Source organism: Sphaerotilus uruguayifluvii (assembly GCF_013294065.1).
GTDB lineage: Bacteria > Pseudomonadota > Gammaproteobacteria > Burkholderiales > Burkholderiaceae_C > Sphaerotilus > Sphaerotilus uruguayifluvii.
Genome location: NZ_JABSNM010000025.1, coordinates 1 through 25,823, shown reverse-complemented (window position 1 = coordinate 25,823; position 25,823 = coordinate 1). Strand labels below are relative to the sequence as shown.

Below are 25,823 nucleotides of genomic sequence, written 5' to 3'. Positions count from 1 at the left end.
CAACCGATCCGAACGACCCCGCCCCCTGTGCTCCCGCCGGACGCAGGAAGACCCACCGAAGGACTGCCATGACGCAGACCCAGCAGACCCGTTCCACCTGTCCCTACTGCGGCGTCGGCTGCGGCGTGATCATCGAGTCCGATGGCACGCAGATCACCGGCGTGCGCGGCGACCCCGAGCATCCGGCCAACTTCGGCCGGCTGTGCACCAAGGGCAGCACGCTGCACCTGACCGCCGCCGAGCCGGTCACGCGCGGCAGCCGGCTGCTGCAGCCGATGCTGCGGCTGCAGCGCGGCGCCACCCCGCAGCCGATCGACTGGACCCGCGCGCTCGACACCGCGGCCGGCCGCATCGCCGACGTCGTCGAGCGCCACGGCCCCGACGCGGTCGGCTTCTACCTGTCGGGCCAGCTGCTGACCGAGGACTACTACGTCTTCAACAAGCTCGCCAAGGGACTGCTCGGCACCAACAACGTCGACACCAACTCGCGGCTGTGCATGTCCAGCGCGGTGGCCGGCTACAAGAAGACGCTCGGCGCCGACGCGCCGCCGTGCAGCTACGAGGACTTCGCGCACGCCGACACCGTCTTCATCAGCGGCAGCAACACCGCCTGGGCGCACCCGATCCTGTTCCGCCGGCTGGAGGACGCCCGCGCCGCGCGCCCCGGCCAGCGCTGGATCGTCGTCGACGTGCGCCGCACCGAGACGGCCGAGACCGCCGACCTGTTCCTGCAGATCCACCCCGGCACCGATGTGGCGCTCTACCACGGCATGCTGCACGTCATGCTGGCCGAGGGCCTCACGGACGCGCGCTACATCGGCGCGCACACCACCGGCTTCGAGGCGCTGCGCGAGACGGTGAGCGGCTGGACGCCGGCGCGCGCCGCCGAGGTCTGCGGCATCGCCGAGGCCGACCTGATCCAGGCCGCGCGCTGGTTCGCGCAGGCCGACCGGCCGGGCGGCGCGACGCTGTCGCTGTACTGCCAGGGCCTGAACCAGAGCGCCGCCGGCACCGACAAGAACGCCGCGCTGATCAACCTGCACCTGGCCACCGGCCAGATCGGCCGCGAAGGCGCCGGCCCCTTCTCGCTGACCGGCCAGCCCAACGCGATGGGCGGACGCGAGGTCGGCGGCCTGTCCAACCTGCTCAGCGCCCACCGCGACCTGGCCGATCCGGCGCACCGCGCCGAGGTCGCCGCGCTCTGGGGCCTGCCCGACGTGCCGGCCACGCCGGGGCGCAGCGCGGTCGAGATGTTCGAGGCGGCCGCCGACGGCGAGATCCGCCTGCTGTGGATCGCCTGCACCAACCCGGCGCAGTCGATGCCCGACCAGGCGATGGTGCGCCGCGCGCTCGAGCGGGCCGAGTTCGTCATCGTGCAGGAGGCCTTCGCCACCACCGCGACCGTCGCCCACGCCGACCTGCTGCTGCCGGCCACCACCTGGGGCGAGAAGATCGGCTCGGTGACCAACTCCGAGCGCCGCATCAGCCGGGTGCGCCCGGCGGTGGCGGCCCCCGGCCAGGCCCGCCACGACTGGCAGATCGCCATCGACGTGGCCCGCCGCCTGGAAGACCGGCTGCCCGAACGCCTGCACGGCCAGGCCACGCTCTTCCCTTATGCGGACGCCGAGTCGATCTGGAACGAGCACCGCGAGAGCACCCGCGGCCGCGACCTGGACATCACCGGCCTGAGCTGGACCCACCTCGAGCAGCACGGCCCGCAGCAGTGGCCGATGCCCGAGGGCGCCCTCGCCGGCCGCACCCGGCTGTACGAGGACGGCGTCTTCCCGACCGCGGACGGCCGCGCCCGCTTCGCCGCGGCGGCCTTCCGCCCGGTGGCCGAGCCGGTCGACGCGCCGTACCCGTTCGGGCTGGTCAGCGGCCGGCTGCGCGACCAGTGGCACGGCATGAGCCGCACCGGCACGCTCGGCCGCCTGTTCGGCCATGTGCCCGAGCCGGTGGTCGAGATGAACGCCGCCGACCTGGGCGCGCTGGGCCTGGCCGACGGCGATCTGGTCGAGGTGCGCTCGCGCCGCGGCAGCCTGGTGCTGGCCGCGCAGGCCAGCGAGGGCATCGCGCCGCGCCAGGCCTCGATCCCGATGCACTGGGGCGAGGAGGTGCTCGGCGGCACCGCGGCCGACGGCACGCCGCGCCTGGGCGTCAACGGCCTGACGCTGCCCACCTTCTGCCCGGGCTCGAAGCAGCCCGAGCTCAAGCACTGCGCGGTCTCGATCGCGAAGGCCGACCTGCCCTGGCGCATGGTCGGCCTGGCCTGGCTGGCGCAGGACGAGGCGCTGCAGGTGCGCGAGCGCCTGCGGGCGCTGATGCCGCGCTTCGCCCACGCGATGGTGCTGCCCTTCGGCCGCGAGCCGCATGCCCGCGGCCTGTCTGGCCTGATCTGGCGGGCCTCGGCGAGCGCACCGGTCGAGGCCGCGCTGATCGACGAGATCGCCGCGCTGCTCGGCCTGGAGGGCGACCGCGGCGCGATGCACTACGAGGACCGCGCCCGGGGCCAGTTCCGCCGGGTGCGCCTGGACGGTGCCGAGGGCACGGAGCGGGTGCTGCGCGGCGTGCTGCTGGCCGGCGACACCCGCGCCGAGTCGTGGATCCGCACGCTGGTGCAGGACGAGCGCCCGGCGCAGGCCTTCGGCCGGCTGCTGCTGGCGCCGGGCGCGACGCCGCCGGTGGCGATCGCCGACCGGGGCCGCCAGGTCTGCACCTGCTTCGACGTCACCGAGCCGCAGATCGTCGATCAGCTCGGGCGCTGCCACGGCAGCGACGACGAGCGGCTGGCGCAGCTGCAGGGCGCGCTGAAATGCGGCACCAACTGCGGCTCCTGCCTGCCGGTGCTGCGCGGTCTGGTGAAGGCCTCGATCCCGCTGGTGCCGGTGGCCGGCTGAGCCGGGTCACAATCCGGCCCATGAGCATCGCCCCCTACCTGAAGGAAATCGGCCGCGGCAAGGACGGCGCCCGCTCGCTGAGCCGCGAGCAGGCCTGCGACCTGATGTCGCGCATCCTGGACGGCCGCGTCACCGACCTCGAGCTCGGCGGCTTCGCGCTGGCCATGCGCATCAAGGGCGAGACGCCCGAGGAGCTCGCCGGCTTCGTCGACGCGACGATGGCGCACACGCTGGCGCTGCCCGATCCAGGCCGGCCGGCGGTGCTGCTGCCGTCCTACAACGGCGCGCGCCGCCTGCCCAACCTGACGCCGCTGCTGGCGCTGCTGCTCGCCCGCGAGGGCGTGCCGGTGCTGGTGCACGGCGCGGTCAGCGACCCGACCGGGCGCATCACCAGCGCGGCGATCTTCACCGAGCTGGGCCTGCCGCCCTGCCCCGACGCCGCCACGGTGGCGGCGCGCTGGGCTGCCGGCCAGCCGGCCTTCGTCGCGATCGAGACGCTGAACCGGCCGCTGGCCAGCCTGCTGGCGATCCGGCCGGTGCTGGGCCTGCGCAACAGCGGCCACACCGTCGCGAAGATCCTGCCCGCGCTGCCCGGCGCGCTGCGGGTGGTGAACCACACCCACCCGGAATACGCCGTGAGCCTGACGCAGTACCTGGGCGACAGCCAGGCCTGCGCGGTGCTGATGCGCGGCACCGAAGGCGAGCCGGTGGCCGATGCGCGCCGCCAGCCGCGCATGCAGGTCTTCCGCGACGGCCGGATCGACGCCGAGGCCTCGCTGGCGCCTCAGGACGGCGTGCTGGTCGAGCTGCCGGTGCTGCCCGCCGGCATCGATGCCGCCACCACCGCCGCGCACCTGCGCGAGGTGCTGGCCGGCACGCAGCCGGTGCCCGCACCGATCGCGCAGCAGGTGGCCTGCCTGCTCGGCGCGCTGCCGCGCGGCTGACGCGTCCGGCCGCGCCGGTCCGGCTCAGCGCACCGGCCGGTTCAGCGGTCGCACATTGCCGGCGACCGGGCCCGGACGGCCGCGCTCGCGCGCCGGCTCGACGCTCTCCGAGCCCGCCTCGCGCACGACGCGCTCGTCGCGCATCAGGATCACGTCGGTGCCGGTCAGGAAGGCGATCTGGCGCGCGATCTCGGACGAGCGCTTCAGCGCCGAGAAGGCGCCGAGGATCTCGGGCGCGACATAGTCGCCCACGCTGCGCGACTCGCCCCGTCCCGGGCGGTCCTTGCCGAAGAAGATGCTCATGCGCCGCTCCAGTCCACCAGCTTCGGGGCCGGCCCCGAGTTGTCGAAATGCACCCACAGGTCCACCAGGTCCTTGTAGATGCCATGGAAGTTGGCCAGTCCGGCCTCGAATCGCCGGCGCACCGCGTCCGGCGGCACCCGGTGCCCGCCCTGGCGGACCCGCTCGCCGACGCGCTGCACCGCCAGCTCCGGGCTGGCCAGCGACAGGAAGACCAGCTGAACCACATAGCCCTGGTGACGCCACTCCGGGATCTGGCTGGCCATCTCGCGGCTGCGCAGTGTCGTCTCGAAGCCGAAGGTCTCGCGCATGCGCAGCAGATCGCCCATCGTGATCTGCATCAGCTTGTGCGCCCGCATCGTCATGCGCTCCGGCGCGAACGGCGACAGGCCCTCGGCGATCAGGTCGGCATCGACGAAATTGCGGCAGGCGGCTTCCTGGGGCAGGTACTCCTTCGCGAAGGTCGTCTTGCCCGCTCCCGGCGGGCCGGCGATGATGTGGATGCGCGGCATTGAACAGCTCCGCCCTGCGACGGGTCCCTGAAGATGTGATGAGATCTGCCGTCGATTATGTAATCAGTTGTGACGAAGTTCACTGTTCTTCCTGAACGCAGGATGAAGGCCCCGACGACGCGGCACGCGGCATGCATGAGACCGGCCGCGCCGACGCACGCATGAAAAAGGCCCCGTGGGACACGGGGCCTTGGCGGGCAGGCCGGGGTGCCGGCCTGGGGACGGGCGAGCGGGACTCGTGCCTCAGGCCACCAGATCCTTGATCTGCATGAGCGCGGCCGGGTCTTCCATCGTCGTCAGGTCGCCGGCGTCGCGGCCTTCGCAGACCGCCTGGATGGCGCGGCGCAGCACCTTGCCCGAACGGGTCTTGGGCAGCACCGAGACGAAGCGCACCGAGGCCGGCCGCGCCACCGCGCCGAGCTGGCCGTCGACCACCTTCATGATCTCGGCCTCCAGCGCCTTGGCGTCGTCCGGACCGGCGACCTTGCTCGGGTCCTTCAGCACCGCGAACGCGACCGCGACCTGGCCCTTGAGCTGATCGGCCACGCCCACCACCGCCACTTCGGCGACGTTCGGGTGGCTGGAGATGCTCTCCTCGATCTCGCGGGTGCCCAGGCGGTGGCCGGCGACGTTGATCACGTCGTCGGTGCGGCCGAGGATGAAGAAGTAGCCGTCCTCGTCCTTCACGCCCCAGTCGAAGGTCGAATACATGACCTTGTTGTGGATGCTCGACCAGTAGGTGCTGACGTAGCGCTTGTCGTCGCCCCAGACGGTCTGCAGGCAGCCCGGAGGCAGCGGGCCTTCGACGGCAATGACACCCTTCTTGTTGGCCTCGGTGATCTCCTCGCCGGTGGTCTCGTCGATCAGCTTCACGTCGTAGCCGTAGACCGCCTTGCCCGGCGAGCCGAACTTGGTCGGCGCCGGTTCGACGCCGTTGCAGATGGCCATGATCGGCCAGCCGGTCTCGGTCTGCCAGTAGTTGTCGATGATGGGCTTGTTCAGCGCGCCGCCGATCCAGGTGGCGGTCGGCTCGTCGAGCGGCTCGCCGGCCAGGAACAGCGCCTTCAGGGACGAGAGGTCGTACTTGGTCAGGAAGGCCGGATCCTGCTTCTTGAGCACGCGCGCGGCGGTCGGGGCCGAGAACATCACGGTGACCTTGTACTTCTCGACCAGGCTCCACCAGATGCCGGCGTCCGGGCGGATCGGCAGGCCCTCGTACATGATCGTGGCCATGCCGTTGATCAGCGGGCCGTAGATGATGTAGCTGTGGCCGACGACCCAGCCGATGTCCGAGGTCGAGAAGTAGGTCTCGCCCGGGTTGCCCATGTAGATGTGCTTCATCGACGCGGCCAGCGCGACGGTGTAGCCGGCGGTGTCGCGCTGCACGCCCTTGGGCTTGCCGGTGGTGCCGGAGGTGTACAGGATGTAGCTCGGGTGGGTGGACTCGACCCACTCGCAGGGCACGGCCGCGTCCAGGTTCTGCTCGCGCAGCGTCGCGTAGTCGACGTCGCGGCCCTCGACCCGGGCGAAGTCGGCCAGGCCGCGGTTGACCATCAGCACCTTGGCGGGCTTGTGGGCGGAGAGGTTGATCGCCTCGTCGAGCAGGTGCTTGTACGGCACCGACTTGCCGCCGCGCATGCCGGCGTCGGCGCTGACGATGACGGTCGGCTGCGCGTCGTCAATGCGGCTGGCCAGCGAGTGGCTGGCGAAGCCGCCGAACACCACCGAGTGGATCGCGCCGATGCGCACGCACGCCAGCATCGCGAAGCAGGCCTCGGCGATCATCGGCATGTAGATCAGCACGCGGTCGCCCTTCTTGACGCCGAGCGACTGGTAGATCGCGGCCATGCGGTTCACTTCCGCGTGCAGCTCGGCGAAGCTGTAGGCCTTCTCGGTGTTCGTCTCGGTCGAGACGAAGATCAGCGCGTTCTGGTCGGCGCGGTCCGTCAGGTGACGGTCGACCGCGTTGTGGCACAGGTTCGTCAGGCCGCCCGGGAACCACTTCGCGAACGGCGGGTTCGAGTAGTCGCAGACCTGGTCATAGGGCTTGTGCCAGTCGATCAGCTGGGCCTGCTCGCCCCAGAAGGCATCGCGATCCTCGATCGAGCGGCGGTGGAAATCGGCGTAGTTCGGCATGGGTCTGTCTCCTTCTCGGCGTTCGGCGAATCCGATGAATTCATAATTCAAAATGATCGACCTGACTGACGGCTGTCAACCGGCCGTCGACCGGTCCGTCCACGCCAGCGCGCCGGGCAGATTGCCCCCGTCACGACGGGCAAGCCGCCCTGGGCGGATCGCCGCTGCGCGACCTATCGTCCCGTCATCGATGCACTTTCCCGGCAACGCCCATGACGACGATCATCCCCGATGCGGCACGACACGGCGCCTGGCTGCTGGCGCTGACCCTGGCCGGCGCGCCGGCGCTGGCGCTGGAGCCGCCCGCGACGCAGAACGAGGGCAGCGGCCACTGCGGCCAGGCCCTGTCGGACCCCGACAGCGACCTCTCCGTGGCCCATGCGGCGCGCCAGCCCGCAGGCCTCGTCACCTGCAGCATGGGCTACCTCGCGGCCAAGTGCGGCGACTACGCCACCGCCAACCTCATCTTCGACAAGTGCATCGCCAAGGGCTATGCGGGCGCGATGATCTGGAAGGCGCAGATGTTCGAGAACGGCAACGGCGTGCCGCGCGATCTCGCCCGGGCGGCCGAGCTGCTTCGCCAGGCCTCGCAGAGCGAGGACGAAGGCTATGCGGCGCTGGGCAAGCTGCACTACGCCAGCGCGCTGCACGAGGGCCGCGGCGTCGAGCGCGACGAGGCCGAGGCACGGCGCTGGTTCGAGGCGGCCGCCGCCCAGGGCAGCGAGGATGCACGCGAGTTCCTGCGCACCGGCCACCACAGCGCCTCGCGCGACGCCTTCGGTCGCGGCGTGGGCAGCGCGCCAGGACAGGACGATGCTGCGCAGCGCCTTCTGCGCAGGGTGGAGGCGGCGCTGCCGGCCGCGCTGGCCACGCCGCAGGCCCTGCTGTTCGGCCTGGGGCTGGCGATGCTCACGGTGCTGGGCGCCGCGCGGCAGCTGCGCCCCCGTCGCGCCGATGCCCGCCGCACGCCGGCCTGAATCCCTTGCCCTCCACTGCCCCCCTGCCCCGTCACGACCATGAACACTGCCGTCGAGCACGCCATGTACGGCGTCAGCCAGCTCTTCCTGCTTCCGGTGCTGCTGGCCATCGCCCTGCTGTTCGCCCACGCCTTCGTCGCGCTGGGCGCCTTCCTGGTACAAGCCTGGCAACGCCGGCGCGGACACCCGGCCGGCTTCGAGCTGCGCCAGGAGCAGGCTCGCACGCCCGGCCTGTCGACGGCCGGGCTGGAGCTGCTGGCGCTGCGGCGGCTCGAGCGCGTGCGCGTGGCCACCCGCGTGGCGCCGATGCTCGGCCTGGTGGCGACCATGATTCCGATGGGGCCGGCGCTGCAGGCGCTCTCCAGCGGCCAGATGACCGAGGTCGGCCGCGCGCTGGGCGTGGCCTTCTCGGCGGTGATCCTGGCGCTGCTGGCCGCGGCGATCACCTACGCCATCGGCCAGGTGCGCCGGCGCTGGTATGCCGCCGAGCTGATCGCGCTCCAGCCGCAGGAGGCCGCATGATCGCCGAGCGCCTGCTCCACGAGGAGGATGACGATCCGGTCCTCTCGCTGGTCAACCTGGTCGATGTCTTCCTGGTGCTGGTCGCGGCGCTGATGATCGCGGCGAATCCGCACCCGGCCGGCACCGGCCCGCAGCAGGGCGACTACACGCTGATCCGCCATCCCGGCCGGGCCGACATGGAGATCATCACCCGCAAGGGCCAGAAGATCGAGCACTACCGCGCCGAGCCGGCCCCGCGCTCGGATGGCGGCGGCAGCCAGGGCGTGCGGGCCGGCGTGGCCTACCGGATGCCCGACGGCAGCATGATGTTCGTGCCCGAGTGAGCAGTTAACAAAACCGAATCAGCGTGCGCAGGCAGATGACGCAGCAGGCCAGCCTGAGCAAGGCGACATGCGTCTGGGCCTGACGCTCGAAGCGGATGCGCAGCATTTCCAAATGCCGCCAGCCACGCATGGGTGCGCTCGACCACCCAGCGGTGACGCCCCAGTCGCTCCCGGCTCTCGACACCTCGGCGCGCAATGCGCACCTTGATGCCCTTGGCCCGCAGATGGGTGCGGCAGCGCTCGAAGTCGTAGCCCTTGTCGGCGTGCAGCCTGTCGGGCCACCGCCGGGGGCGTCCCCGCAACCCGGCCACTGCCGGCAACGCGTCGACCAGTTCTTCAAACACCACCGAGTCATGTCGATTCGCCCCTGTCACGCAGAACATCAGCGGCAGGCCTTGCCTGTCGGTGACGAGGTGGCGTTTGCTGCCAAGCTTGCCCCGGTCCGTCGGGTTCGGCCCCGTGAATTCGCCCCCCGGGGGCTGGCGACGCTGGCGCCATCCACACACGCTCGACTGAAATCGAGCTGACCCGCGCCGCGCAACTCCGCCAGCAACACCAGATGCAGCCAGTGCCACACGCCCGCAGCCTGCCAAGCTCTCAGCCGTCGCCAGCACGTCATGCCGCTGCCGTAGCCCAGCTCCTGCGGCAGGTGTTCCCACCCAATCCCGGTGCGCAGCACGAACAGGATGCCGTTCAAGGCCCGCCTGTCGTCCACTCGCGGCCGGCCTCCCTGGGCCGAGCGCCGCGGCGCCTCAGGCAGCAACCGTTCCAACTTCTCCCACAGGGCTGCGCTGACTTCCTTGTCTCTCATCGGCCTTCAACGATTCAGACAGCGATGGCGACGACTGTGTTTTGTTAGCACAGGTGCGGGGCGGAAGTGGGGTTGGGCTGTGGGGTGGGGGCGAGGCATCCAGCTTATGGCGCTCCACCCCGGGCTGCGCCGTGGGGCTATTCCCGGGATTCCAGACGGATGCCCTTGAGCGAGGTGGCCGGCACGCCGAGCCTGACCGCCTGCCCCCGCAGGTAGCGGTCGAAGAAGTCGGACAGCACCTGATGCTGGACATTCAGGATCTCACGTGCGTCGGCCAGGTTGACGGCGGTGGCGTCCACCGGCACGCCCGCAGCCGCCCACAGCCCCGCGTCGGTGAAGTTGGCGTGGCGTGCGCCGGGAACGGTCAGCAGATGGGCCGGGCGCGAGGCCGCGTAGGCCGTCTGGGGCACGCCCCGGTTCGCTACGGCACTTGCCTGGGGCTGCGTCATCCCCATGGCCTGCAGTTGGGACACCCGCGCCGCGATGTTCCCGCCCGCCATGCCGTCGCCGCTAAGCACCGTGAGCAGTGCCTTTCCCGCCCCGGCCCCCTGGGCGTAGTCCTCCGAGAACAGCGTGCCATCGATGTTCGCTGCGGCGACCACCCGCGGAATGTGACGGGCGGCGCGAAACGCGTGGGCGCCGCCGAAGGAGTGGCCGAATGCCCCCACCCGCCCCAGTTCGAGGCGATGACCGAACTTGGCGCTACCGCTGTTCAGGAGATCGAGTTGATTCAGCGCGCTGGCGAAATCCGCCGATACGTACTCGTCCAGCCTGACGGTGTATTGCCAGTTGGCCGTGAAGTCCTGATAGGAAGAGGTTGCGCCAATCTCAGGAAGCGCACCGATGGGGTCGCAAGCGAAGTCCATCGTGACGATGTCGCCGTTGGCGAAGAAAGTGGCGATGCTCTGATACGGGTGGAACAGGCCGACCACTACGTAACCCTTGGCCGCCAGCGCTTCGGCGGTGCTCGCGTATTGTTCCGGAAAACCGCCCCCGCCCCCGTGGGACATGAGGAGCACCGGGTAGGAGGTGCTGCGCCGGGACAGGGGCGCGTCGGCGTAGCTCTCGCCGGGAAGGCTCTTCAGCACCGCGGCAGAGACTCCCTGGGTGTCGGCCAGAAAGGAGGCCATCTCGGGGGTCAGCAGCGGCGATTTCCGCGCATTGGCCTGCGGATCCGATGGGTACCACAGGTAGGCCTTCAGCCTTCGTGTTGCGCTGCCGGCCTGCTTGCCGCAGCGCTCGGTTCGCGAACTGTCCAGCCATTCGATGCTGGTCCGCCCCACGCCATAGGCGGTGGCGTCCTTATCGTCGCCCGACCCGCCGCAGGCAGTCAGCACAGCCCCCGAAACAATCGCCGCGGCGAGCGCCGGCACTAAACTTGAACGAAACATGGTGAGTGAATCCGTTTGAAGGGGGCGAAGGTCAGGCGCGGCCGTCCTCCGGCCCCGGGGTGAAAACCTGCGCGGGGCGGCCCGCGCGTGGGCGTGGCGTCAGGTGAGCCGCGCCATTGTGGCGACGTCGACGAACTGGCCGTCGACCCGATAGGCCCGCCGGCTCATGCCTTCGAGCGCGAACCCGAAGCGCGTGTAGAGCCCGATGGCGTCGCGGTTGTCTGCCCGCACGGCAAGCTCGATCCGCGACAGGCCCTTCGATTCGGCGCAGTCGATGGCCGCCGTCAGCAGCCGTGTGCCTGCGCCCCGCCGGCGAGCGGCGCGAACAACCCCCATCCCCAGCGCCCCCACATGAGCGCAGGCATCCCAGGGCTTCGGAAGAATGTCGCACCAGCCGATTACCGCGCGCCCGTCGAGGGCCACGAACTGGCACTGGTCGTTCTCGACGATGCTCCGAAAGAAGCCGAAGGCCGCCTCGACCGGCGGGGCCTGGAAAAACGCCAGGTAGCGCCTCTCCCTCGCCACCTCGTCGATGGCAGTGTAAAGGCCCTCAAAGTGCGCCACGTGCGTGCGGACAATCTCCAGGCTCATGTCTGCGGGCCCTCTGCGATGCACCGGAGAATGCGCGGAGGCAGATCGGCGCGGATGGTGCCGGCCTCGTTATCCACCACCACCGGGTTCTCGAAGCACACCACCATCGGCTCCGACTGGTATCGCTCCCGGATGAAGCCGCGCCACTCGTCGGAATAAAAGCGATCGGCATCCGCCTGGCTCTGCCAGAGATACAGCCCGCCTGCGGTTTCGCCATCCTTCGACAGCAGGTAGTGCTTCCTGAGCAGCCCCGGAACCGCCTGGTACTTCGGCGCGGTGGCCGAAAATGCCTCCCGCGCTTCGTCGATGGTGATCGCCCGACCGAGCCTGAACTGGACAAGGGTGGCAATCATCGCGGCGCCTCCGGCATGCCGCCGGCCCCGGCTCTAGCGAAGGCCGACAAGCGCGTACCAAATAGCAGCCGCGGAGGCTGCGCCAGCAGCGCACCAAAGCGATCGAGCAGCGCCTTGGCGGAGGGGTAGTGCAGGTGCGCCTCCCACGCGGCCTTGTCCCGATAGACTTCGTAGAGGAAGAAGCGGTTGGGGTCTTCCGCGCAGACCTGAACCGCATAGAGATCGATCCCCGGCTCCTCAGGCGCCAGCGCGACCAGCGACTCCAGCGCCTGCACAAGCGATTCGCGTCGATCCGGAACCGCTTCAAGCTCCACCAGCAAAACAAACATAGGTCAGCCCTCTTGGAAATGGAGGTGCCAGTCTGCCCAGTCAGCTTGCGGGAAGATTGTAAAAATGCGTCCTGCTGCGGGTGGCTGACAGGTAGCTGGCCGGCGGCATGCCCACGCGCTGGCGGAAGTCGCGGATCCAGTGGGATTGGTCGTAATACCCGTGATCGAGCGCGAGGGAGAGCGGATCGCGCCCGGGGTTCAGCAGCATGCGCTTGAGCGTCTGCTGAAACCGGATCGCGCCCCTGGTTTCGCTGGGGGTCTGGCCGCAATAGCGCAGCCACCGCTTTTCCAGCTGGCGGCGGCCAATGCCAAGGTGGGCAGCCAGGTTGTCGATGGTCTGCTGCCCCCCGACCCGATAGAGCGCTGCCATGCCATGAACGATCAGCCGATCCTCTTCGCCCGCGCACAGGCAGCGGCGAAAGAAGTCGATCAACAGCGTGCACTGTTGGGGCCAGTCCGCCGCATCCTGCACCCGTCTGGCCACGATCTGGCCGGCCTGCCCCCAGCAGGCGTCCACCGGCAGCACCCGATCCAGCAGTAGTGCTGGGGGCAGCGGCACAAGGCGGTGGACCTGCCCGATCCGGAAGCGCACTGCCACAAAGCCCACCCCGCGCGCAGCGGCCAGGGGCAGATTGATCTGGCGCAGGCACAGCAGATAGGCATCCGGCAGTGCAACGCTTGCCTCCGTGCGAAACGCCGTGCCGTAATGAATGTGAAGCTCGGCGCCGGTCCCCGGCAACAGCCTGGGCAGCGAGAGAGGCTCATGTGCCGCAGCGCGCCACCCCCAGAAACGGTCTATGTACGGCGCCAAATCCGGCGGCGGCTTGGCAAAAAAAACATCCATCTTTGAATAGGGCAATCGTGTTGTCAGGCCCAGAGCCTACCGCCCGCCCCATCAAGCAGGCAGGGCGATTGCATTAGAGGGTGTAGACAGAATCAACCCGGCAAGGCCAACCTGCGCAGAAGGATCTGAGCCTGAGCAAACCAGACCCATGCGGTGGACGTGCTGAGTTTGCGGTCGTGATGCATCACCAGGCGGCGGCAGCGTTCACCCCAGGCGTGGGTGCGCTCGACCACCCAGCGCATGCGCAGAGGCACAAAGCCCCTGGGGGCGACGGGCAGGGGCCGGCCCGCCTGCAGGTCATGGAAGACATGCGTGTTGCCGTTGCCGGGATGGCGCACGACCTGCACGTCCAGGCCATGGGTCGCCTGCAGGCGCTGCGCGCACGAGCCGCTGTAGGCGCCGTCGACGAACAGCACGCTCAGCGTCGGCACCTTGGTGCAGGCCTGTGCGACGACGGCCGCGGCCCCGTCGCGGTCCTGCACGCTGGCGGCACTCACCGTCACGGCCAGCAGCAGGCCGAGCGTGTCGACCACCAGATGGCGCTTGCGCCCCTTGACCTTCTTGCCGGCGTCAAATCCGGCCTCGCCGCCCTGCGGCGAGTGCCGCGTGGACTGCGAGTCGAGCACGGCCGCACTCGGGCCCGCATGCCGACCCAGCCGCTCGCGCCACTGCTGGCGCAGCCGCTCCTGTATCAGCTCGAACCGCCCCAGCGCCGCCCAGCGGCTGAACGACTTGTAGACCGTCGTCCAGGCCGGAAACGACCGGGGCAGGTCTCGCCACGCACAACCCGTGCGCAGGACGTAGCAGCAGGCATCCACCAGTGTGCGTCGATCCAGCCGAGGTGGCATGCCGCGACTGCCCGCCGTATGCTCGAACAGGTCCGCCACCAGTGCCCACTCCGCATCGGTCAGGCTGCAGCCGTAGTCCCGCCCGTCGGCCTCACGCCGGTGTGCCGCGGTGTAGCCATAGCGCCGGGCTGCACGGGCCGAATCATCCTCAGTGGTTCGGCGCAGCGGCTTGACCCTGACGACCCCAGCCTCCCTCAGCGCCTTGCGCACCGTCAGGCTGCACACCTTGACCCCGCAGCGCTCGGCCAGCATCTGCGTGATCGCATCCAGCGTCGCCCCGGGATGCTCGGCGGCCATCTCCTTCAGGGCCAGCACATGCTCTTCGCGCAACGCCCGCGGACGCCCTCCGCGCTTTCGCTCGATCGTCTGATCTGTCTGCGCCGGGCTCATGTCGACTTTCTTTGGGCTTGACCGACGACAGCATGCTCCTGTCTGGTTGATTCTGTCTACACCCTCTAAGCGGCCGGGCCGCCGTCCAGCCACAGCGGCAGCCGCCGCAGCCCGCGGTAGAGCGGATTGCCCTGCCAGGCCGGCGCAGCCTCGGCCAGCCGCAGGCCCGGCCAGCGGCGCAGCAGCGCCTCCAGCGTCAGCTCGGCCTCCATCATGCTGAGCGAGGCCCCGATGCAGACATGCGCACCGGTGCCGAAGGCCAGCGAGGCGCGGCCGCGGCGCGTGATGTCGAAGCGCTCCGGATCCTCGAAGCGCGCGGCGTCGCGGTTGGCCGCGCCCAGCAGCACGATGACGGCGTCGCCCCGGCGCAGCCGCTGGCCGGCGAAGTCGTGCGACACCGCGACGCGCCGGCCGGTGTACTGCACCGGACACTCGGCGCGCAGCACCTCGCGCACCGCGCCATGGACGCGGCCGGGGTCGTCGCGCAGCTGCTGCCACTGCGCCGGGTGCGCCAGCAGCGTCTGCACCAGGTTGCCCAGCAGGTAGCGCGTGGTCTCGTGTCCGGCGAAGAGCAGCATGACGGCCTGCGCCATCAGCTCGTTCGCGTCGCGGATGACGCCCTGTTCCCTGGCCCGAAGCAGCCGGCCCAGCAGCCCGTCGCCGGGCATGCCGGCGGCGCGGCGCGCGGCGAACTCGCGCTCCAGGAAGGCGGCCATCTGCAGCAGGCCGCGCTGGGCGCGGCGCGTGGTGTCGGCGTCAGGCACCGGCTCGCCGATGAAGACCGCGATCTCGTCGGACCAGGCCATGACCCGCGCCTCGTCGCCCGGCGCCAGGCCGAGCACGCGCGCGATCACGCTGGCCGGCAGCGGCCGCGCCACCTGCGCGATGAAGTCGACCGGCCGCGACGGCTCGCCCGCCTGGGCCGCCTGCAGGCCGTCGAGCAGCGTCTCGATGCGCTCGACCAGCCAGGGCCGCAGCGCCGTCAGCCCGGAGGGCGTGAAACCGGCATGCATGAGTCCGCGCAGCCGGCCGTGGTCAGGCGCGTCGACGAACAGGAAGGCCTGCGCCATCAGGCGCTGCAGCGGCGAGAGCTCCTGGCGGCTCAGGCGGTGGTCGCCGCAGGTCGCCTGCGCCGCGGCGCGGTCGCCGCCGCCCACCCAGCCGTTGGTGCGCTGCGCCGAGAAGCGCACGTCGTCGCGCAGCACCTGCTCGGCCTCGAGGTGGCGCGCCACGATCCAGGCGCCGCCGAAGAGCGTGTCGCTCCAGTGGATCGGACCCGAGGCACGCAGCTCGGCGTAGAGCGGATACGGGTCGATCAGGTCGGCCGCGCTCCACAGGCGGCCGGCCGGCACGCGCGGACGGGCGGCGGCTTCGAGGGCGGACAGGGCCGCGTCGGCAGGGGCGTTCATCGGACAGGGCTCATGCGGAAGGAAGGGCCAGGCTCGACGCGAGCGTGCCGAGCAGGCGCGTCACGTCGGCCGCCGTGTGGGCCGCGCTCAGCGTGATGCGCAGCCGCGCCGTGCCCTCGGGCACGGTGGGCGGGCGGATCGCCGGCACCCACAGCCCGGCCTGGCGCAGCCGCTCGGCCAGCGCGGCGGCGCGGTGGTTGTCGCCGATCAGCAGCGGCTGGATCGCGGTGGCGGACTCGGGCAGCGACCAGCCGCAGTCCGGATGCGCCGCCAGCAGCGCCGCCAGCCCCTCGCGCAGCTGCCGGATGCGCGCCTGCAGCGCCGCGCGCCGCGCGTCGCCCTCCGGCCCGCGGATGATCTCCAGGCTGGCGCGCGTCGCCTCGGCCAGCGCCGGCGGCGCGGCGGTGGTGTAGATGCCCGGCCGCGCGGTCTGCAGCAGCCACTCGACGATGACCGGATCGGCCATCACGAAGGCGCCGGCCACGCCGAAGGCCTTGCCCAGCGTGCCCATCAGGATCAGCCGGCGCCCGCGCAGGCCGAAGTGCGCCAGGCTGCCGCGACCGGCCTCGCCGAGCACGCCCAGGCCATGCGCGTCGTCGACCACCAGCCAGGCGTCGTGGCGCTCGGCCAGCGCCAAGAGCCGGTCCAGCGGCGCCAGGTCGCCGTCCATGCTGAAGACGCCGTCGGTGACGATCAGCTTCACGGGCATGGCGCACTCGGCCAGCATCGCCTCCAGCCGGTCGACGCGGTTGTGCGGATAGCGGCGCACCTCGGCGCGCGCGAGCTGCGCGCCGTCGATCAGCGAGGCGTGGTTGAGCCGGTCGGTGAACAGCGTGGTGCGCGCATCGCCCAGCGCGGTCATCAGCGCCAGATTGGCCAGATAGCCGGTGCCGAAGCCCAGCACCCGCGCGCCCTCGGGCCACAGCGGCGCCAGCCATTCGGCCAGCGCCTGCTCGAGCCGCTCGTGCGCACGGCCGTGGCCGCAGACCAGGTGCGAGGCGCCGCTGCCGGCGCCCCAGCGCCGCGCGCCCTCGGCCAGCGCCTCGACCACCGCCGGATGCGCGGCCAGGCCGAGGTAGTCGTTGCTGCAGAAGGCCAGCATCGGCAGCGGCGCGTCGGCATCCGCGTCGGGCCGGCTCACCGGCAGGTGCGGCGCGCACGGCCCCTCGGCGATGCGGCGCACCCGCTCGAGGCCGAGCTCGCGGCGCTGCTGCAGCTGTTGGCTCAGGTGATCGATCAGCATGGAAGATGGCAAATCCGAATGGAAACGGCCCGGCATCCGCAGACAACGGACACCGGGCCGTCACAAGGTCGGCGAGCTTAACCGAGCGCGGCGATCACCTCGGGCGGCGCCTGCACCAGCTCGATCAGCACCCCTTCGCCGCCGATGGGGAACTGCTCGTTGCCCTTCGGGTGGATGAAGCAGATGTCGAAGCCGGCCGCGCCCTTGCGGATGCCACCGGGCGCGAAGCGCACGCCGTTGGCCGTCATCCACTCGACCGCCCGGGCCAGATCGTCGACCCACAGGCCGACGTGGTTCAGCGGCGTGGCGTGCACCGCCGGCTTCTTCTCGATGTCGAGCGGCTGCATCAGGTCGACCTCGACCGCGGTCGGGCCGTCGCCCAGCGCGCAGATGTCCTCGTCGACGTTCTCGCGCTCGCTGACGAAGGTGCTCTTGACCGACAGGCCGAAGATGTCGACCCAGAGGCTCTTCAGCCGCTGCTTGTCCGGCCCGCCGATGGCGATCTGCTGGATGCCGAGGATCTTGAAGGGCTTGGCTTGCATCGGGGCTCCCGGCTTCACTCGAAGATGATGATCTGCTGGTCCACGCTCAGGCTCTCGCCGACCGTGGCCCGGATCTCCTTGACCACGCAGTCCTGCGTGGCGACGAGGATGTTCTCCATCTTCATCGCCTCGATGACCGCCAGGCGCTCGCCGGCCTGCACCTTCTGGCCGACCGCCACCGGCACCTGCACCAGCAGGCCCGGCATCGGCGACAGCAGCATCTTGCTGGTGTCGGGCGGCGCCTTGTAGGGCATGAGCTTGTGCAGCTCGGCCGCGCGCGTCTGCAGCACCAGCGCCTCGAGCGCGGTGCCGTTGTGCGCGATGCGCATCGCCAGCGGGCGCTTGGCCGAGCCGCGCTCGACCTGGGCGCTGAAGGGCTGGCCGTTGACCGAGCCGGTCATCAGGATCTCGCCGAGCTTGGTGGTGCTGCGGATCGCGTAGACCCGGCCCCCGACGGTCACGTTCATCGTGCCGTGCGCCGCGTCGAAGTCGCCGAGCTGCACGTCGTGATAGACGTTCTGGCCGTCGGCACCGAGCTGCACCACCACCAGCGCGCTGCCATGCTCGACGCCGTGGCCGGGCAGCTGGCCGCTGATGCCGGCGGCGCGCTCGCGCGCCTTGCGGCGCACGAAGGCGGCCAGCGCGACCAGGAACAGCGGGTCGTCGTGCGGCACGTCCGCGGCGTCGAAGCCCTGGGCGTAGTGCTCGGCGATGAAGCCGGTGTTGAAGTCGCCGGTGACGAACTTCGGGTGCGCCAGCAGCGCGGCCTGGAACGGGATGTTCGAGCTGATGCCGCGGATCACGAAGCCGTTGAGCGCGGCGCGCATCTTGGCGATCGCGTCGTCGCGGTCACGACCGTGCACGATGAGCTTGGCGATCATCGAGTCGTAGAACATCGGGATCTCGCCGCCCTCGTACACGCCGGTATCGACGCGCACGCCGCCGAAGCGCCCGGCCTCGTAGGCCGCGCCCTGCAGCGTCTCGCTGCCCTGCACCAGGTCGGCCGCCGGCGGCTGGTACTTCACCAGACGGCCGGTGGAGGGCAGGAAGTTGCGGAACGGGTCTTCCGCGTTGATGCGGCACTCTATCGCCCAGCCCTGGCGCGGGATCTGGTCCTGCGTGAAGCCGAGCTTCTCGCCGGCGGCCACGCGGATCATCTGCTCGACCAGGTCCAGCCCGGTGATGCACTCGGTGACCGGGTGCTCCACCTGCAGGCGGGTGTTCATCTCCAGGAAGTAGAAGTCCTGGTTCTTGCCGACGACGAACTCGACCGTGCCGGCCGACTGGTACTTCACCGCCTTGGCCAGCGCCACCGCCTGCTCGCCCATCGCCTTGCGGGTGGCGTCGGAGATGAAGGGGCTCGGCGCCTCCTCGATGACCTTCTGGTGGCGGCGCTGGATCGAGCACTCGCGCTCGTGCAGGTAGACCACGTTGCCGTGGCTGTCGCCCAGCACCTGGATCTCGATGTGGCGCGGCTGCTCGACGAACTTCTCGATGAAGACGCGGTCGTCGCCGAAGCTGTTGCGCGCCTCGTTGCGGCACGACGCGAAGCCGTCGAAGGCTTCCTTGTCGTTGAAGGCCACGCGCAGGCCCTTGCCGCCGCCGCCGGCCGAGGCCTTGATCATCACCGGATAGCCGATGTCGCGGGCGATCTCGACCGCACGCTCCGGACTCTCGATGGCGTCGTTCCAGCCCGGAATCGTGCTGACCTTGGCCTCGTTGGCGAGCTTCTTCGAGGCGATCTTGTCGCCCATGGCCGCGATCGAGTAGTGCTTCGGGCCGATGAAGGCGATGCCCTCCTCCTCGCAGCGGCGGGCGAAGTCCTCGTTCTCGGACAGGAAGCCGTAGCCCGGGTGCAGCGCCTCGGCGCCGGTGGCCTTGCACGCGGCGATGATCTTGTCGGCGACCAGATACGACTCGCGCGAGGGCGCCGGGCCCAGCAGCACGGCCTCGTCGGCCAGCTCGACATGGCGCGCGTCCTTGTCGGCCTCGGAATAGACGGCCACCGTCTTGATGCCCATCTTGCGGGCGGTGGCGATGACGCGGCAGGCGATTTCGCCGCGGTTGGCGATCAGGATCTTCTTGAACATGATGGTTTGCTTTCGCGCCGCGTGATCAGAGGGGGATGTTGCCGTGCTTGCGCCACGGGTTGTCCAGCTTCTTGTCCTTGAGCATCACCAGCGAGCGGCAGATGCGCTTGCGCGTCTCGTGCGGCTGGATCACGTCGTCGATGAAGCCGCGGGCGCCCGCCACGAAGGGGTTGGCGAAGCGGGCCTTGTACTCGGCCTCGCGCTCGGCCAGCTTGGCCGGATCCTTCTTCTCCTCGCGGAAGATGATCTCCACCGCGCCCTTGGCGCCCATCACCGCGATCTCGGCGTTCGGCCAGGCGAAGTTCACGTCGCCGCGCAGGTGCTTGGAGCTCATCACGTCATAGGCGCCGCCGTAGGCCTTGCGGGTGATGACGGTGACCTTCGGCACGGTGCACTCGGCGTAGGCGTAGAGCAGCTTGGCGCCGTGCTTGATGATGCCGCCGTACTCCTGCGCGGTGCCGGGCATGAAGCCGGGCACGTCGACGAAGGTGATGACGGGAATGTTGAAGGCGTCGCAGAAGCGCACGAAGCGCGCGGCCTTGATCGAGCTCTTGATGTCCAGGCAGCCCGCCAGCACCAGCGGGTTGTTGGCGACGATGCCCACCGTCTGGCCTTCCATGCGCGCCATGCCGATGACGATGTTGGCGGCGTAGTCGGGCTGCAGCTCGAAGAAGTCGCCGTCGTCGACCACCTTGGCGATCAGCTCCTTCATGTCATAGGGCTTGTTCGGATTGTCCGGCACCAGCGTGTCGAGCGAGTGGTCCAGACGCAGCGCCGGGTCGCCGCTCGGGCGCACCGGCGGCTTTTCCTTGTTGTTCAGCGGCAGGTAGTTGAAGAAGCGGCGCAGCATCAGCAGCGCTTCCACATCGTTCTCGAAGGCCAGGTCGGCCACGCCGGACTTGGCGGTGTGGGTGACCGCGCCGCCGAGCTCCTCGGCGGTCACTTCCTCGTGCGTCACCGTCTTCACCACCTCGGGGCCGGTGACGAACATGTAGCTGGAGTCCTTCACCATGAAGATGAAGTCGGTCATCGACGGCGAGTACACCGCGCCGCCCGCGCACGGGCCCATGATCATCGAGATCTGCGGGATCACGCCCGAGGCCATGACGTTGCGCTGGAACACCTCGGCGTAGCCGCCCAGGGACGCCACGCCTTCCTGGATGCGCGCGCCGCCCGAGTCGTTCAGGCCGATCACCGGGGCGCCCACCTTCATCGCCTGGTCCATGATCTTGCAGATCTTCTCGGCATGCGCCTCGGACAGCGCGCCGCCGAAGACGGTGAAGTCCTGGCTGAACGCGAAGGCCAGGCGGCCGTTGATCATGCCGTAGCCGGTGACCACGCCGTCGCCGGTGATCTTGTTGTCCTGCATGCCGAAGTCGGCACAGCGGTGCTCGACGAACATGTCCCACTCTTCGAAGGTGCCTTCGTCGAACAGCAGCTCGAGGCGCTCGCGCGCGGTCAGCTTGCCCTTGGCGTGCTGGCTGTCGATGCGTTTCTGCCCGCCGCCCAGGCGCGCCTTGGCGCGCTTGGCTTCGAGCATCTGCTGGATGTCATGCATGGGGATCTCCTCGGGTGGGTCCGTGATTCGAAATCGGTTCGGGAATCAGGAAAGGTCGGGCGGGTCGGGGGGAGTCAGGTCATCAGGTCGAGCAGCCGGCGCGCGGCCACCGACGCGGCGGTGCGCCCCTCGCGCACCTGGGCGGTGAGCTCGCCGAGCTGGCCGCGCACCTCGGGGTGCGCGCGGAAGCGCTCGCGCAGGCCGGACTCGATGCGTTCCCACATCCAGGCCAGGTTCTGCTGCTGGCGGCGCTGCGCCAGCCGGCCGCTGGCCTGCTGCAGTTCGCGGAAGGTGCTGACGGCCCCCCAGAAATCGTCGAGCCCGGCGCCCTTGAGCGCGCTGATCTGGATCACGCGCGGCAGCCACAGGCTCGCGCCGTCGTGGCCGCGGTCGGGATGGCCGTGCTGGGCGTGCATGCCCAGCAGGCGCAGCGCGCTGGTGATCTGCGCACGGGCGCGGGTGGCGGCGTCGGGATCGATGTCAGCCTTGTTGATGACCACCAGGTCGGCCAGCTCCATCACGCCTTTCTTGATCGCCTGCAGGTCGTCGCCGGCATTGGGCAGCTGCAGCAGGCAGAACATGTCGGTCATGCCCGAGACCGCGGTCTCGCTCTGGCCGACGCCGACCGTCTCGATGATGACGATGTCGTAGCCGGCGGCCTCGGCGACCAGCATCGCCTCGCGGGTCTTCTCGGCGACGCCGCCGAGCGTGCCCGAGGACGGGCTGGGGCGGATGTAGGCGTGCGGGTGCACCGACAGCCGCTCCATGCGGGTCTTGTCGCCCAGGATGGAGCCGCCGGAGACGCTCGACGACGGATCGACCGCCAGCACCGCCACGCGGTGCCCCAGGCCGATCAGGTGCAGCCCGAGCGTCTCGATGAAGGTCGACTTGCCCACGCCGGGAACGCCGGAAATGCCCAGCCGGAAGGAGCGCCCGGTGCGCGGCAGCAGCGCGTCGAGCAGCGCGTCGGCGCGGGCGCGGTGGTCGGCCCGGGTCGACTCGAGCAGCGTGATCGCCTTGGCCATCGCGCGCCGCTGCACCGCCGGCTGCGTGCCGGCGATGCCGGCAGCCAGGGCCTGCTCGGAGGCAGGCAGGTGGGAGAAGTCGTCGGTCATCGAAGGAGGCGAGTGATCGCCCGGTGTGATCGCTAGTGATCGCTGGCCGGATGCGCCGGCCTTCGGAAATACAGATCCCATTCGCCCTCGGCCTCCAGGATGAAGCCGTGGCGCTCGTAGAAGCAGGCCGCCGCGGTGTGCTTCAGCGCGGTCACCGAGATCGGCATCGACCGCGCATCGGCCTCCGCCAGCACCCGGCGCATCACCCAGCTGCCGATGCCCTCGCCCTGCGCGCTGGGGTGGATGTAGAGGTGATCGAGCAGCATGTCCCCGGGCCGCGGGATCACCACGACGAAGCCCACCAGATCGCCGTCGCGCAGGATGTGGCGCGCATGGATCGGATTGAAGCCCCGGCTCAGCCGCTCGCGCACCCGCTGCGGATCGAAGTGGCCGAGCCGCGTCAGGCTCTCCCTCATCGCCGCCATCCGCAAGGACAGCAAGGCCTCGAAATCGTCTTCACCGGCAGGGGTGAGCTGGAGATGCGGGGTGCCGACGGCAGAAGCGGCTGAGGGAGGTTGCATGGATCACCGATGGGTCATGGGCGCACCTCAGGCCGCAGACACATGGGCTTTGATCTGCTCCAGAACATCCTTGGCCGAGGCCGGAATCGGCGTGCCGGGGCCGTAGACCCCCTTCACGCCGGCTTCGAACAGGCAATCGTAATCCTGTTGCGGAATGACACCGCCGACGAAGACGATGATGTCGTCGGCGCCCTGCTTCTTCAGTTCCGCGATGATCGCGGGCACCAGGGTCTTGTGACCGGCCGCCAGCGTCGAGACGCCGACCGCGTGCACGTCGTTCTCGATGGCCTGGCGGGCGCATTCCTCCGGCGTCTGGAACAGCGGGCCCATGTCGACGTCGAAGCCGAGGTCGGCGTAGGCGGTGGCGACGACCTTGGCGCCGCGGTCATGGCCGTCCTGGCCGAGCTTGGCGATCATCACGCGCGGACGGCGGCCGTGCTCCTCGGCGAAGGCGGCGATCTCGCCCTGCAGCTTCTCCCAGCCCTCGGCCGAGTCGTAGGCCGCGGCGTAGACGCCGGTGACCTTCTGGATGTCGGCGCGGTGGCGGCCGTAGACCGCCTCGAGCGCATCCGAGACCTCGCCGACCGTGGCGCGCAGGCGCACCGCCTGGATCGCCAGATCCAGCAGGTTGCCCTGGCCGGTCCTGGCCGCATCGGTCAGCGCCGCCAGCGCGGCCTGCACCGCCGCGGCGTCGCGCGTGGCGCGGATCTGCTGCAGGCGCGCGATCTGCGCGTCGCGCACCTTCATGTTGTCGACCTCGAGGATCTCGACCGGATCCTCCTTGGCCAGCTTGTACTTGTTAACGCCGACGATCACGTCCTTGCCGGAGTCGATGCGGGCCTGCTTCTCGGCCGCCGAGGCCTCGATCTTCAGCTTGGCCCAGCCGGAATCGACCGCCCGGGTCATGCCGCCCATCGCCTCGACTTCCTCGATGATGGCCCACGCCTTGTCGGCCATCTCCTGCGTCAGCGACTCCATCAGGTAGGAGCCGGCCCACGGATCGACGACGTTGGTGATGTGGGTCTCTTCCTGGATGATCAGCTGCGTGTTGCGGGCGATGCGCGAGGAGAACGCGGTCGGCAGCGCGATCGCCTCGTCCAGCGCGTTGGTGTGCAGCGACTGCGTGCCGCCGAAGACCGCGGCCATCGCCTCGACCGTGGTGCGCACGATGTTGTTGTACGGATCCTGCTCGGTCAGCGACCAGCCCGAGGTCTGGCAGTGCGTGCGCAGCATCAGGCTCTTCGGATTCTTCGCGTCGAAGCCCTTCATGATGCGCGCCCACAGCAGGCGCGCCGCGCGCATCTTGGCGATCTCGAGATAGAAGTTCATCCCGATCGCCCAGAAGAAGCTGAGCCGCCCGGCGAAGGCATCGACGTCCAGGCCCTTGGCCATCGCGGTCTTGACGTATTCCTTGCCGTCGGCCAGCGTGAAGGCCAGTTCGAGCGCCTGGTTCGCGCCCGCTTCCTGCATGTGGTAGCCGGAGATCGAGATCGAGTTGAACTTCGGCATCTTCTGCGCCGTGTACTCGATGATGTCGCCGATGATCTTCATCGACGGCTCCGGCGGGTAGATGTAGGTGTTGCGGACCATGAACTCCTTGAGGATGTCGTTCTGGATGGTCCCGCTGAGCTTGTCCTGCGACACGCCCTGCTCTTCCGCCGCGACGACATAGCCCGCCAGCACCGGCAGCACCGCGCCGTTCATCGTCATGGACACGCTCACCTTGTCGAGCGGGATCTGGTCGAACAGGATCTTCATGTCCTCGACCGAGTCGATCGCCACGCCCGCCTTGCCGACGTCGCCGGTCACGCGCGGGTGATCCGAGTCGTAGCCGCGGTGGGTCGCCAGGTCGAAGGCGACCGAGACGCCCTGGCCGCCGGCGGCCAGCGCCTTGCGGTAGAAGGCGTTCGATTCCTCGGCGGTCGAGAAGCCGGCGTACTGGCGGATGGTCCACGGACGCACCGCGTACATCGTGGCCTGCGGACCGCGGATGAAGGGCTCGAACCCGGGCAGCGTGTCGGTGAAGGGCAGCCCCGCCACGTCGGCCGCGGTATAGAGCGGCTTGACGGTGATGCCGTCCGGCGTGACCCAGTTCAGCGCATCGACGTTGCCGCCGGGCGCGGACTTGGCGGCGGCCTTGAGCCACTGTTCCATCGAGGCAGGCTGGAATTCGGGGGAGTTCGACATGTTGTGGGGTTCCTGACGCAGTGCATCACCATGATACATGATGCATAATTATGAATTCAAGACCGCAGCCCGGTCAGCTATCATCCCGGCCCGATTCTGAATGATGCCCACCGTGCGCCTGCCCCTCCCAGATCAAGACAACGCGCTGGCTCCACGCGCCCTCTATCAGGACGTGGCCGAGCGCCTGCGCCAGCAGATCTTCAACCGCGAGCTCGAGCCCGGCAGCTGGATCGACGAGCAGAAGCTCTCGGCCGAGTACGGCATCAGCCGCACGCCGCTGCGCGAGGCGCTGAAGGTGCTGGCGGTCGAGGGGCTGGTGACGATGCGGGTGCGCCGCGGCGCCTATGTGACGGAGATGTCGACCGACGACGTGCGCCAGGTCTACCACCTGCTCGCGCTGCTGGAGAGCGACGCCGCCGGCGAGGTCGCCCGCAGCGCCGCCAGCGAGGATCTGGCCACGCTGCGCGCGCTGCACGAGCGGCTCGAGCGCGAGGTCGGGCAGCGCGAGTTCTTCTTCGCCACCAACGAGGCCTTTCACATGCAGCTGCTGGCGGTGGCGGGCAACCGCTGGCGCCAGCAGATCGTCACCGACCTGCGCAAGGTCATGAAGCTCAACCGACATCATTCGCTGTTCAAGATGGGTCGCCCCGAGGAATCGATGCAGGAGCATCGCGCGCTGATGGAAGCGCTCGAGCGCCGCGATGCCGAGGCGGCGAGCCGGCTGATGCGCCAGCACTTCGAGAACGGCCTGGAGGCTGCGTCACCCTGAGGTCAGCTTGGGAACGCAGAGTGCCGCAGCGCCTGCGCGGCCTGAACGTCCCCTGCCCGCAGAGAAGACCAGCTCCCCACCGCATCCACCCACAGGTTCACCACCCGAAGATCGAGGAGATCGCCCCGATGAAGATCCACGAATACCAAGGCAAGGAAATCCTGCGCCAGTTCGACGTTCCGGTGCCGCGCGGCTACCCGGCGTTCACGGTCCAGGAGGCG

General features: G+C 69.8%; 23 protein-coding genes and 1 pseudogene. 6 read left to right on the top strand and 18 right to left on the bottom strand.

The window, feature by feature from the left end; translation table 11 throughout:
• The first annotated feature begins 68 nt into the window (after positions 1-68).
• Positions 69-2,897 carry a nitrate reductase gene (locus HNQ01_RS19910; protein WP_173807261.1) on the top strand — a complete coding sequence of 943 codons (2,829 nt, stop codon included), beginning with the start codon at positions 69-71 and terminating at the stop codon, positions 2,895-2,897.
• 20 nt (positions 2,898-2,917) lie between these two features.
• Entirely contained in the window at positions 2,918-3,841 is a 924-nt protein-coding gene (ybiB, locus tag HNQ01_RS19905; RefSeq protein WP_173807260.1) for a DNA-binding protein YbiB, read from the top strand.
• A 24-nt stretch (positions 3,842-3,865) separates the two neighbouring features.
• On the opposite strand, the gene HNQ01_RS19900 is transcribed toward ybiB, so the two are convergent.
• From HNQ01_RS19900 to HNQ01_RS19890, 3 genes are all read right to left on the bottom strand, one after another.
• Positions 3,866-4,144 (bottom strand): hypothetical protein, encoded by a 279-nt coding sequence (locus tag HNQ01_RS19900; RefSeq protein ID WP_173807259.1) that lies wholly within the window; start codon positions 4,142-4,144, stop codon positions 3,866-3,868.
• A complete protein-coding gene (locus HNQ01_RS19895; RefSeq protein WP_173807258.1) occupies positions 4,141-4,653 on the bottom strand; it encodes an ATPase in 513 nt (170 codons plus the stop codon). Before HNQ01_RS19895 ends, HNQ01_RS19900 begins: the two co-directional genes overlap by 4 nt.
• 243 nt (positions 4,654-4,896) lie before the next feature.
• Positions 4,897-6,789, bottom strand: a complete 1,893-nt coding sequence (locus HNQ01_RS19890) for a propionate--CoA ligase (RefSeq protein ID WP_173807257.1) — start codon at positions 6,787-6,789, stop codon at positions 4,897-4,899.
• 212 nt (positions 6,790-7,001) lie between these two features.
• On the opposite strand from HNQ01_RS19890, the gene HNQ01_RS19885 reads away from it, so the two are divergent.
• The 3 genes from HNQ01_RS19885 to HNQ01_RS19875 are packed head-to-tail and all read left to right on the top strand — an operon-like array spanning position 7,002 to position 8,611.
• Complete coding sequence (locus HNQ01_RS19885; protein WP_217427628.1) at positions 7,002-7,766, top strand: tetratricopeptide repeat protein; 765 nt, start codon at positions 7,002-7,004, stop codon at positions 7,764-7,766.
• A gap of 39 nt (positions 7,767-7,805) precedes the next feature.
• Entirely contained in the window at positions 7,806-8,288 is a 483-nt protein-coding gene (locus HNQ01_RS19880) for a MotA/TolQ/ExbB proton channel family protein (RefSeq protein WP_173807256.1), read from the top strand.
• On the top strand, positions 8,285-8,611 hold the full coding sequence (locus HNQ01_RS19875; protein WP_217427627.1) for a DUF2149 domain-containing protein: 327 nt from the start codon (positions 8,285-8,287) through the stop codon (positions 8,609-8,611). Before HNQ01_RS19880 ends, HNQ01_RS19875 begins: the two co-directional genes overlap by 4 nt.
• A gap of 4 nt (positions 8,612-8,615) precedes the next feature.
• Here HNQ01_RS19875 and HNQ01_RS19870 read toward each other — a convergent pair.
• From HNQ01_RS19870 to scpA, 15 genes and pseudogenes are all read right to left on the bottom strand, one after another.
• Positions 8,616-9,422 (bottom strand): annotated as a pseudogene (locus HNQ01_RS19870) (IS5 family transposase).
• 137 nt (positions 9,423-9,559) lie between these two features.
• Complete coding sequence (locus tag HNQ01_RS19865) at positions 9,560-10,813, bottom strand: alpha/beta hydrolase family protein (protein ID WP_173807255.1); 1,254 nt, start codon at positions 10,811-10,813, stop codon at positions 9,560-9,562.
• Positions 10,814-10,912: 99 nt separating this feature from the next.
• Entirely contained in the window at positions 10,913-11,404 is a 492-nt protein-coding gene (locus HNQ01_RS19860) for a GNAT family N-acetyltransferase (RefSeq protein WP_173807254.1), read from the bottom strand.
• Positions 11,401-11,757, bottom strand: a complete 357-nt coding sequence (locus HNQ01_RS19855) for a YdhR family protein (protein WP_173807253.1) — start codon at positions 11,755-11,757, stop codon at positions 11,401-11,403. The genes HNQ01_RS19860 and HNQ01_RS19855 overlap by 4 nt, the downstream gene beginning before the upstream one ends.
• Complete coding sequence (locus HNQ01_RS19850) at positions 11,754-12,086, bottom strand: putative quinol monooxygenase (RefSeq protein ID WP_173807252.1); 333 nt, start codon at positions 12,084-12,086, stop codon at positions 11,754-11,756. The genes HNQ01_RS19855 and HNQ01_RS19850 overlap by 4 nt, the downstream gene beginning before the upstream one ends.
• Before the next feature lie 40 nt (positions 12,087-12,126).
• A complete protein-coding gene (locus HNQ01_RS19845; protein WP_173807251.1) occupies positions 12,127-12,945 on the bottom strand; it encodes a helix-turn-helix domain-containing protein in 819 nt (272 codons plus the stop codon).
• Between the two features lie 77 nt (positions 12,946-13,022).
• The gene (locus HNQ01_RS19840) at positions 13,023-14,168 is read right to left on the bottom strand and encodes an IS5 family transposase (RefSeq protein WP_173807250.1); all 1,146 of its coding nucleotides are present in this window, start codon (positions 14,166-14,168) and stop codon (positions 13,023-13,025) included.
• A gap of 65 nt (positions 14,169-14,233) precedes the next feature.
• Positions 14,234-15,577 carry a cytochrome P450 gene (locus HNQ01_RS19835; RefSeq protein WP_173807249.1) on the bottom strand — a complete coding sequence of 448 codons (1,344 nt, stop codon included), beginning with the start codon at positions 15,575-15,577 and terminating at the stop codon, positions 14,234-14,236.
• Between the two features lie 10 nt (positions 15,578-15,587).
• The gene (gene bioF / locus HNQ01_RS19830) at positions 15,588-16,820 is read right to left on the bottom strand and encodes an 8-amino-7-oxononanoate synthase (protein ID WP_173807248.1); all 1,233 of its coding nucleotides are present in this window, start codon (positions 16,818-16,820) and stop codon (positions 15,588-15,590) included.
• Positions 16,821-16,897: 77 nt separating this feature from the next.
• Complete coding sequence (locus HNQ01_RS19825) at positions 16,898-17,362, bottom strand: VOC family protein (RefSeq protein WP_173807247.1); 465 nt, start codon at positions 17,360-17,362, stop codon at positions 16,898-16,900.
• 14 nt (positions 17,363-17,376) lie between these two features.
• A complete protein-coding gene (locus HNQ01_RS19820; protein ID WP_173807246.1) occupies positions 17,377-19,452 on the bottom strand; it encodes an acetyl-CoA carboxylase biotin carboxylase subunit in 2,076 nt (691 codons plus the stop codon).
• 25 nt (positions 19,453-19,477) lie between these two features.
• Entirely contained in the window at positions 19,478-21,010 is a 1,533-nt protein-coding gene (locus HNQ01_RS19815; RefSeq protein ID WP_173807245.1) for an acyl-CoA carboxylase subunit beta, read from the bottom strand.
• A gap of 74 nt (positions 21,011-21,084) precedes the next feature.
• Positions 21,085-22,125, bottom strand: coding sequence for a methylmalonyl Co-A mutase-associated GTPase MeaB (gene meaB / locus HNQ01_RS19810; RefSeq protein ID WP_173807244.1), 1,041 nt, complete (start codon positions 22,123-22,125; stop codon positions 21,085-21,087).
• Positions 22,126-22,157: 32 nt separating this feature from the next.
• Positions 22,158-22,541, bottom strand: a complete 384-nt coding sequence (locus HNQ01_RS19805) for a GNAT family N-acetyltransferase (protein WP_286181012.1) — start codon at positions 22,539-22,541, stop codon at positions 22,158-22,160.
• A 132-nt stretch (positions 22,542-22,673) separates the two neighbouring features.
• The gene (gene scpA, locus HNQ01_RS19800) at positions 22,674-24,833 is read right to left on the bottom strand and encodes a methylmalonyl-CoA mutase (protein ID WP_173807242.1); all 2,160 of its coding nucleotides are present in this window, start codon (positions 24,831-24,833) and stop codon (positions 22,674-22,676) included.
• A 103-nt stretch (positions 24,834-24,936) separates the two neighbouring features.
• Between scpA and HNQ01_RS19795 the strand changes: the two genes are divergently transcribed.
• Positions 24,937-25,602: a GntR family transcriptional regulator gene (locus HNQ01_RS19795; protein ID WP_173807241.1), complete on the top strand. Its 666-nt coding sequence runs from the start codon at positions 24,937-24,939 to the stop codon at positions 25,600-25,602.
• Positions 25,603-25,823: the final 221 nt, after the last annotated feature.